This window comes from Mesorhizobium sp. P2_A8, from assembly GCF_056404935.1.
In genome coordinates this window covers 1-6,864 of record NZ_JBFUDB010000025.1, presented here as the reverse complement: position 1 = coordinate 6,864, position 6,864 = coordinate 1, and the positions used below count along the sequence as shown (strand labels likewise).

Here is a 6,864-nt window from a genome sequence, read left to right as displayed (position 1 = left end):
TCTTCAGATAATCGTCAGCGATCGCATTGCCGCGCTGGAGATAAACCTGCTCGCCGGTGCGCGCATACCAGACATAGTTGATGAAGGCACGGTCGTAATAGTTCGCCGAGGCCCAGTCAGCGCCGTCAGCCGCCCAGTGGCTGTCATCATATGCGGCGAAATCCTGCTCATACCGCGCGAACAAGCCCCCCAGCGAAGACGTTTCCGAAACCGAAATGGTCGGACCGACAAGCGAGATCAATAAGTCAGTTCTTGACATTCAAGCGGCCCCCCGCAGCGACGTGACGAGCCCGTGATCCGGCAGAAAAAACACGCGCGGTCTATATTTTGGATAGATCCTGAGCCAGAAGCCCCAACAGCTCCTTCAACCAAACGTTAAATTCTTATGGATCGTCCGAAATATTGGGATGCGGGTGGCTCGGTTAGCGTAAAGTCTCCGCGGACCTTCTCTTGCGAGATTGTGTGCTAGCGTGGCGCGCGCTTGCCGGTGAACCGGCTGTTAAAGGTCTCTGCCTTGGAGCTTCGACAGGAGCGCTCATGCAGACTTCCAGCAATAGCACCCGTGCGAGACCACCGACCGCCCCATCGTGAGCGATCTCCGGTTTTCGTCAGATCTCGCGTGCTTGTTTAATGATAGACTTTGCTAATGAAGTACTTTCGCAGGTGTGGAAGGAGACACCTGGGTCAGGTTCTACACCGGAGCGCCCTCACGACAGCGGCGGCACGGCGAGCGATACAAAATGCAGACGGTCTCCAAGTAGAGGGCGGACCTCCGCCGCCGATGTGCCGATAGCTCCCCGGGAAGATCCACTGTCCTGTCGCAGGACGACGAGGCAATCATCGGGGCCCCCGCCGGCACACCCTACGCCTTAGATGATTGTCTCTATGCGTTGCAGTAACGGCTTCAGCCTTCCTGATTGCCGTCCCTACAAGTCCACAGGATCCTGACGATAACGGCAAGCAGTTGCGCTATCCAGCTTTGGCTATGCGGACGGGCTGACGATGCAATACTTGCCGGGGCTAAGCCGCTGCCTGTGGTTGAAACAGTCGGGCGTGCGGCCGGCATCGGATTCCAGCCTTCGGCAAATGTCTTGAGCCCCCGACGCTCCTAAGCTTTCAGCAGTTCGACGGTTTTTCGAAACACGCGCTCCAACAGTTCCCTTTCGCCGCCAAGGCCCAAGGCATAACGTTGACCGGCTGCCGCCACCCGTTCGCGCAACTCCTGATTTTCCCAGGCCTCCCGGATTGCACTTCGCAATGCGTCCGGATCCTCGGGTGGCACCAAAATGGCCTGCCCGGACCTGAGCAACTCAGAGGCCCCCGGGCCCTCTGACGTAATCACGCATTTACCAAGGTACATGGCGTCTAGATAGGTGCTGATGCCTGAGGCGCAAAGGTTTGATTTAAGCGTCGGGATCACCACGACCTTGGCTCTCGCGAGATTGCGCACGAGATCTTCGTCAGAGCCTGTATCCGCAAGCAACGCAAGATTGGACGGAAGATTGTCCGGCGTCCATGCGAAATCGGCGGTGCGATTCTCGAATTTCCAAAAGCTGAACTCCGGGATGGCTGCCAGGTACGGAAGGCGCGAGATCGCCTCGATGAACGTCCCGTAGTCTCTTTGGGAGATTCCCATTGTGAATACATATGTCTCCTCGAGATCAAGCGACGCCGGGCCGGCATTCCAGATATTGACCTTGAAAGGGACGTAGGCGCTGCGATCTCGACCTATTCCGTAATCAAGGTGGTATCCGCGGAGATCCTTGAAATAATGAATAAAGTGATCGACCCGAGAAAGAAGCAAGCGTTTGAAAATGAGCGCTGTTTTCTGTTTACGACTCTGCGCCTTCCGAAGAACAACATCGACCGCGACGATGGGCTTTCGTTTCCACGGGAATAACAAAAAGTACAAGACTAGCCTAAAGATGACAGAAAGCGTGCCGTTGACAACAATCGCGTCAGCGCTCGGTAGCGCCGCAAGAATTTCGCGGATTCCTATCGCGCGTATCAGCCGCACTTCCTCTCCACCCTCCAGAGTGAGCCACTCGGGGCTGTTCTCAAAGTCAGTCACCAGACGGAGGCTCGTGTCCGAATTTTGCATCTCTCGGGTCGGCTATCTAGGATTTAGACCAGCGGCTTGAAAAGGGATCGACAGACTCTAATCAGCTTGAGAGCCGGCGTCCATCGATTCACGGCATGGCGACCTCACCATCAGATCAACATATCCTGGAAATTGGAATTCATGGTTCGTTCGTTGACCGGAAGCCGCCCGCTAGGGGTCGCTCCTCTTCGTGCCAGGCGGAACTAGGAGCGCACTTCATGGAACAAACGGTGCGGTGGCATCCAGCCTTCTTGGCACTGAGAGGCGCTTCATCGGTCGTCAGAAACTCCCGGCTGAAAAGTGCGCGGCGCTACAAATTGTCGATGTCGATCACTAAAAAGGCACCTTTCGGGGAACCGTTTTCGTGACCGGCGTTACCGCGAAAAGAATCAACAAAGGAGAATACCGGCTTTCCAAATAGAGGGTCAATCGTCTATCGATGAACTCCGCTAAGCTTCTGCCTTACATTCGTCGGTTCCTGGCGCTCGAATGGCAAAGAATAAAGGTACGGTGATCAGCACACAATGCTCAGTTCGGCGCGAGCGGGCGGACTTTCATCGGCCCCTTTCGCCCGTTTCAGCCGGCCCGCCGGAATGCGGCTGTGCGGAGGAAATCCGGTATGTCTTGCTGAGAAACACGCTGGCCAGGATGGCCATCAAAACGCCGCCGCCTGGTGCGGCCAGAAGAGCCACGCTCAAGCCGTACAAGGGGGTGAGGACAGCAAAAGTGACGAGCTCACCGACTATTGCCAACATCAGGACGAAAATCATAGCTGGTTCCGTGAAATCATACGCGGAAAAACCAAGGCAACTAGGTTCCTGAAGCACTGGTCAAGGCGCCGTTGTCCAAGCCGCCGCCCAGCTTGTAGTAATTCTGAGCACACTGCGACAATAGTTTTCCAAGGTAGGCCCTGCCAGCAATGATAGCTAGCGCCGCAGACAGTTCATTGACGCCGATCAGCGCCCCCGCATCCAACTTCGGCAGGCTTTCGAACGTTCGCTCGCACAACGATAAACGAACCGCGCAAGTGGCGGACGACATTAGCCCTCCCTTCGCCGCTTGGTCAAGGTAGCGGACGCCGCCGGACCACATTTTCGCCCCGGCGGAGCCTCTCGTTCTCCCGCTCTACAGCTGCTGAGAAAACCCGCCTCGCGAACCGCGGACGGCCCAGAACATAATCTGCCGTCTCATCTCTGGCAAATCGCGCGAACGCGCGAACGACTTCGCCGGCGCAGGATAAAGATGCAGCATGACTGAAACGCTCTAGCGCCCGCAACTGCTCGTGTGGCCAGGTCGGATCCAGACTCTGGTATGGCAGTGGCGGGGGATAAAGGCCATCTATAGCCGTTTCTGAGCCTCGACTATGAATTGATTCGACCGCGTCCCGGCCGGCAAGGGCTCAAGACCGGAAGCTCGGAGCAGCTCCTGGAATCCAGCTCGGGTCTGAACGGTCTCGCAATGGCCCCGGATCCGAAATTGCCTGCCGAAGATGCGTAGCGAGCCACTGTTCAGTGCGACGAAACAGCAGAAGGCCAGATCCCGTACCCGCCCCCTGAAGAGATCCTCGCCGATCCGCTTAGCCAGCATGCCAGGTGGGTGCAATGCGGCCCAGAACTTCCCGCTAGGCCGCAACACTCGGGAAATTTCTGCCAGGGCGATGGGGATATCCATGTAAGGCATAGCGACGCGCGAGAATACAAGGTCGAAACTTGCATCCGGAAAAGGCAAGTGCTCCCCGGTGCCGAGGACCAGGTGAATATTGCTCCCTACGATTTTCCGGCCGGCCATTATCGCCTCTATGTCGGGGTCCACGCCCCAGGCTTCGATGGTCGGGTCCAATCGAAGTGCCATCAAAGTCTGCCCCATGCCACAGCCAACATCCAAAATGCTCGTCGCTGTACCTGGCAGCGGAGGAAGAGAGTGGCTTGGATGCATGGCATCGAGAGCAAAGGCCAGCTCTCGATGATGATACTCTACCCCAGCGCCCATGGCTCGCTCCAGAACACGGTTGATGTCCACGGCTGCAAAGGAAAGTAAACTGGCTCTGCGTGCAGCTGTGCCGCACATGATAGGATACATCTTCGTGGAGCACCTCTCAATCGTATGACAGTCCCCTGTCGCCAATGTTGGTGGGCGAACGGCCTATGATCGCATACGCCCTGGGATCGAGAGAGCCGGTTTCACAAACTTCTGTGCGGCCTTTGACATCGCGGAATGCCCCCACCTCGTCGTTGTCCCTAGCTGCCTCTTTCTAAGGTTTTCTCACGGCTTTGCTGGTGGGCCAGTCGGCGGTGCTTCGACCGCGTTGGACCGCGGGCGTGCTTCTAAGTATGAAGGCGCAGCCTTGCCTGAATCGGGATCTCCGCAGAATTAGGTAGAGCTAAATTAGCAAGTCAATATATCATATTTGCGGACCTGCCGTACGTCTTTTGGATGAGGTAGCGGCCATTTCGGCCCATGCGTGACCGACCTAATTGTCATCCTGGGACGCCAGTCAACCGGAACGCAGCGCCGATGAACGCTCGATCTTTTGTATGGCTAGCCGGCCTAGGTTCCGGCACTATGCGACGGCCCAGTTATGCCACAGTCAAGCGTGCAATGGATTTTCTCTTTGTCGCTCTTGCAGCTCTGCCTGCTATTATGTTGATAGCCGCATGCGGGCTTGCAATCCTGCTCCTGATGGGCAGGCCAGTTTTTTTTGTCCAGAACCGAACAGGCAAGGGGGGGCGCATCTTTCGGATGTACAAGCTGCGCAGTATGCAATGCCAGTCCAATATCGTTGTGGCGACAGCGATAAATGATCCCCGCGTAACGCCCTTCGGTCGGTTTCTGCGCCTTTCGCATCTCGATGAGCTGCCACAGCTCTGGAACATCGTCAAAGGCGACATGACTCTGATCGGGCCTAGGCCCGAGCAGCCGAAATTGGTGGAAGTCTACAGCGCCGAACTGCCCGGTTACGATCTCAGGCATTCGGTTGTTCCGGGGCTAACGGGGTTTGCCCAAGTCTACTACGGCTATGCAGCCGATGTAGAGGAAACGCGGATCAAGCTGGAGCATGACTTGTATTATGTATCCAATTTTGGTCCGACGATCGATCTGAAAATCCTGGTGCGGACCATGCTGGTCTATTCGAATCTGACCTATGCCCGTTGAACCTTCCTGGGGCGCCGATTGATGCTCAAAGGGGCGAAGCTTACGGCGTTGTGGGCTGCCCGATCTGTAGGCGGCTGTGCCGCGCTGCGTGGAAGCCGATGGCGTAGAGAGCGCCTCCTAATACTGTGCTATCACGGCGTCTCGCTGGCCGACGAGCACTGCTGGAATCCTGAGTTATATATTCCCGGCCATCTGTTCGAAGAGCGGTTGGCGGCCATTAGCGAGCAGGGATACAATGCACTTCCACTCAATGATGCGCTCAATCGACTATATGCTGGCGAACTTCCCCCTCAGTCGCTTTGCCTCACTTTCGACGACGGTTTCCATGATTTTGCAGCCGTCGCCTACCCCCTGCTCAAGAAGTATGGGATTCCGGCCACGGTGTACCTTACGAGCTTTTACTCTATGTATCGGCGACCAGTGTTCGATCTCATGTGCAGTTATCTGTTGTGGAGGGCTCGCGACCGCACTTTGGAGATGGCTCGGCTCCGCATCGCAGGGCGCTCGGTCGCTCTTGCTCAGCGCGGCGTTCGGCAAGACGTAGCGGCCTACATATGCCGCTTCGCGAATGAGAGTGGCTATTCCGCCGACGACAAAGACGAGCTTTTGTGCAGACTCGCTTCCGAACTGGGCGTCGACTACCACGCCCTTGTCGCTTCCCGCATCCTCCAGATTATGTCAGCGGACGACTTGGCAGATCTCGACCCTATGCTCGTGCAAATCGAGCTGCATACCCACAGACATCGTGTTCCGCTCGACAAAGCTCTTTTCCAGCGCGAGATCCGCCAGAATCGAGATTACATTGGCCACGCGACCCAAAGACCAATGGTCTCGGCCCATTTCTGTTATCCAAGCGGCGTTACAAGTCCCATCTTCCTTCCTTGGCTACGCGAGCTTGGGATACGTTCCGGAACCACTTGTCGCCCCGGCCTCGCTTCCCTGGCCGACGAGCCGCTCATGCTACCGCGTTTCCTGGATATGTGCGGTGTCTCGTCGTACGAATTCGACGGTTGGTTGAGCGGGCTCGCGAGCAAAATGCCGAGGCGTCGGCTCACTGATCCAGAGCCGACGGTGAGCGGTATCCTTGTTTGATGTATTGTCGCTCCTCGAAGAGGCGATCGGGATCCCAAGCGAGCGATCTGGTGATCAAATCCGAGCCGGAACGAGATGATTGGCGGGTCGCAGCGGGCAGCCGAGGGCGCCGACATGGTCGCGCAATTGAAGGAAGGAATGCCGGCCTGCATGTGCTTTGCAACGCCCTGGGAGGGGTCTACGACATCGTGGATATGTTGCCCAGGCATGTTGCGGACGGGCGCTTCGGATGAAGGTTCTGGTCACCGGCGCGGCCGGCTTCATCGGCTATCACGTGTCGAAGCGTCTGCTGGAGCGCGGCGACGAGGTTGTCGGCATCGACAACGTCAACAGCTACTACGATCCGCAGATCAAGGAGGCGAGGCTGCGGCTGCTGGAGGAGGTGAGCCGCAAGACCAATGCGGGCTATCATTTCATCCGCGGCAATCTTGCCGACAAAGGCGTGGTCGACGGCTGCTTTGCCGACCACGCCTTCGACCGGGTGATCCATCTCGCCGCCCAGGCCGGGGTTCGCTACA

General features: G+C 57.1%; 8 protein-coding genes. 3 read left to right on the top strand and 5 right to left on the bottom strand.

Annotated features, from left to right (window positions below):
- From AC1D10_RS35480 to AC1D10_RS35460, 5 genes are all read right to left on the bottom strand, one after another.
- On the bottom strand, positions 1-259 hold a 259-nt coding region (locus AC1D10_RS35480; protein WP_477279973.1), incomplete at its 3' end, for a hypothetical protein.
- An 849-nt stretch (positions 260-1,108) separates the two neighbouring features.
- The gene (locus AC1D10_RS35475) at positions 1,109-2,071 is read right to left on the bottom strand and encodes a glycosyltransferase (RefSeq protein WP_477279971.1); all 963 of its coding nucleotides are present in this window, start codon (positions 2,069-2,071) and stop codon (positions 1,109-1,111) included.
- Positions 2,072-2,655: 584 nt separating this feature from the next.
- Positions 2,656-2,871, bottom strand: coding sequence for a hypothetical protein (locus tag AC1D10_RS35470; RefSeq protein WP_477279969.1), 216 nt, complete (start codon positions 2,869-2,871; stop codon positions 2,656-2,658).
- Between the two features lie 40 nt (positions 2,872-2,911).
- Positions 2,912-3,142, bottom strand: coding sequence for a hypothetical protein (locus AC1D10_RS35465; RefSeq protein WP_477279967.1), 231 nt, complete (start codon positions 3,140-3,142; stop codon positions 2,912-2,914).
- Between the two features lie 297 nt (positions 3,143-3,439).
- Entirely contained in the window at positions 3,440-4,090 is a 651-nt protein-coding gene (locus AC1D10_RS35460; RefSeq protein WP_477279965.1) for a class I SAM-dependent methyltransferase, read from the bottom strand.
- Positions 4,091-4,699: 609 nt separating this feature from the next.
- On the opposite strand from AC1D10_RS35460, the gene AC1D10_RS35455 reads away from it, so the two are divergent.
- The 3 genes from AC1D10_RS35455 to AC1D10_RS35445 all read left to right on the top strand — a co-directional run.
- The gene (locus AC1D10_RS35455; protein ID WP_477279963.1) at positions 4,700-5,254 is read left to right on the top strand and encodes a sugar transferase; all 555 of its coding nucleotides are present in this window, start codon (positions 4,700-4,702) and stop codon (positions 5,252-5,254) included.
- A 21-nt stretch (positions 5,255-5,275) separates the two neighbouring features.
- Positions 5,276-6,346, top strand: coding sequence for a polysaccharide deacetylase family protein (locus AC1D10_RS35450; RefSeq protein ID WP_477279961.1), 1,071 nt, complete (start codon positions 5,276-5,278; stop codon positions 6,344-6,346).
- Between the two features lie 229 nt (positions 6,347-6,575).
- Positions 6,576-6,864: GDP-mannose 4,6-dehydratase (locus tag AC1D10_RS35445; RefSeq protein WP_477279959.1), on the top strand; the 289-nt coding region annotated here is incomplete at its 3' end.